Source organism: Neisseria sp. P0021.S006, assembly GCF_051956895.1.
In genome coordinates, this window is sequence record NZ_JBQCWZ010000203.1 from 1 (window position 1) to 1953 (window position 1953).

General features: G+C 50.9%; 5 protein-coding genes and 1 pseudogene. All 6 read right to left on the reverse strand.

Features of this window, described 5'->3' with window-relative positions:
• Positions 1 to 592 (reverse strand): class I SAM-dependent methyltransferase (locus ACTHUM_RS12500; protein ID WP_440403011.1); only part of this gene is annotated, 592 nt, incomplete at its 3' end.
• A gap of 29 nt (positions 593 to 621) precedes the next feature.
• Positions 622 to 816 carry a hypothetical protein gene (locus ACTHUM_RS12505; RefSeq protein ID WP_440370237.1) on the reverse strand — a complete coding sequence of 65 codons (195 nt, stop codon included), beginning with the start codon at positions 814 to 816 and terminating at the stop codon, positions 622 to 624.
• 7 nt (positions 817 to 823) lie between these two features.
• Positions 824 to 982, reverse strand: coding sequence for a hypothetical protein (locus ACTHUM_RS12510; RefSeq protein WP_440398816.1), 159 nt, complete (start codon positions 980 to 982; stop codon positions 824 to 826).
• A 20-nt stretch (positions 983 to 1002) separates the two neighbouring features.
• Positions 1003 to 1434, reverse strand: a complete 432-nt coding sequence (locus ACTHUM_RS12515) for a gamma-butyrobetaine hydroxylase-like domain-containing protein (RefSeq protein ID WP_070615267.1) — start codon at positions 1432 to 1434, stop codon at positions 1003 to 1005.
• A gap of 1 nt (position 1435) precedes the next feature.
• On the reverse strand, positions 1436 to 1669 hold the full coding sequence (locus ACTHUM_RS12520; RefSeq protein ID WP_440362289.1) for a cytochrome b6: 234 nt from the start codon (positions 1667 to 1669) through the stop codon (positions 1436 to 1438).
• A gap of 76 nt (positions 1670 to 1745) precedes the next feature.
• Positions 1746 to 1953 (reverse strand): annotated as a pseudogene (locus ACTHUM_RS12525) (CAP domain-containing protein); the annotation flags it as partial.

Sequence of the window (1953 nt, forward strand, 5' to 3'; positions counted from 1 at the left end):
TGTCGGCATCTTTGGCAATCAGTTTGCCCATAATCGGCAACAGTTTGAAAGAGTAGAGGTCGTACACGCCTTCCAAAGGTTTGTACACTTTGGAGAATTCCAACACCAGCAGGGTGCCGCCCGGTTTTAATACGCGGTACATTTCTTTCAGCGCGGCATCTTTGTGCGTCATGTTGCGCAGGCCGAATGCGACGGAAACCAGATTGAAATAGTTGTCGGGGAACGGCAATTTTTCAGCATCTGCCAATGATACGGGCAGAATCATGCCTTCGTTGAGCAGGCGGTCGCGGCCGACGGTCAGCATGGAGGAGTTGATGTCTGTCAGCCAAACTTCGCCTTCTTTGCCCACACGTTTTGCCCAGCCTCGGGACAAATCACCTGTACCGCCGGCGATGTCCAATACTTTGTCGCCTTTTTTCAGACGGGCGGTATTGATTGTGAAATGTTTCCAAACGCGGTGCAGACCGCCGGACATTACGTCATTCATAATGTCGTAGTTTTTTGCCACGGAGTGGAAGACTTCGGCAACTTTGCCTGCTTTTTCGTCTTCGTCAACGGTAGTGAAGCCGAAATGGGTTTTGTGGTCGCTCATAGTGTCTGCCTTCTTAAAATAATACGGATTCAGGTATCGAATACGTCGAAATCGCCAACCACTTTCGACGCGGGAAATATAGTTTGTGCCTGCCGCTCCAGCATCAGGCGTTGTTCTTCTTCGGTATAACGTGCGCTGATGTGGGTCAGGTAAAGTTGTTTCACATTGGCCTGTAAAGCCAGCTTGGCTGTATCGGCTACGGTCGAATGGAATACTCGTTCCACTGTCTCTTCATCGCCTGCGGAAAAGGTTATACACCAAAACGTCTGCGTTTTGTACGGAGCATGCTGCACGCGGACAGGCTTTGGTATCGCCGAAGATAGCCACTACCCGTCTTTTTTTGGGCGGGGAGAGGAACGCTTTGCCGTCAATGGTCCTTCCGTCATTCAAGCTTACGGTCTTGCCTTTTTTCAGACGGCCTTTCCGCCGCAACCGCCGCTACCGCAGGAATGTGTGTGTTTGTGTTTTAAATCTTCTGCACTTGGCATTCTGGACGCGCCGGCTTTTTCGAGGCGGTCGAGATAGTCTTGCCAAAGCGCGTCTTGATTGTGCGCCAGTCGGTAGAGATAGTCCCAATCGTAAAGGCCGCTGTCGTGGCCGTCTGAAAAAGTAATTTTCAATGCGTATTGACCGACGGGGTCTAAATCGGTAATGCTGACTTCGGCTTTGCCTGTTTGCAAAACATCCTGACCGGGGCCGTGTCCGCGCACTTCCGCGCTGGGCGAGTACACGCGCAGGTATTCGGCAGGAAGGCTCTTGGCACCGTCAACATAGACCAAAGTCAGTACGCGCCGTTCTTTTTGGAGGCGGATTTCTTGTGGAATTTTATCGGCTTGGGTCATGTCATGCTCCGTTCTTTTTACGCAAATAGGCAACGCGTACAGAAAAAATACCGCCAAGTACAGCAAACAGCACAATTGCGTAGAGTGAAAGCCGTATCAGGCTCACTTGGGTGTCTGCCGTTAGCCCCAAAGGCAGCAACATCACGGCAACGAACAGTAAAAATGCGGCCAACATGGCGGCAATGCTGGCAAAGGCATAGCGGGTATTAGCTGCTGTTTGCGGATGTTTGGTCATGTTGGATAGCTTGCCGTAGGGGGGTGAGGCGGTATTTTATCAGCTTTTTGGTGCTTCATGCCGTCTGAAAACAGCTTTATTTCCATAAATAAAGTGTAATGGCGCGCCTGTCTTCGCCTTCGGGCATTAAGCGGATGCTGCTGCCTTTGCTTCCGTTGACACGGATAATGATGCCGCCGGCCTGCCGCTCGATAATGTCGAGTTGGCTGTTGCGGTTCATGCGGTAGTTGTAGCGTTCGCATTGCTTCAAGCACCAAAAATCCTGCCAATGGATAAAATATTTT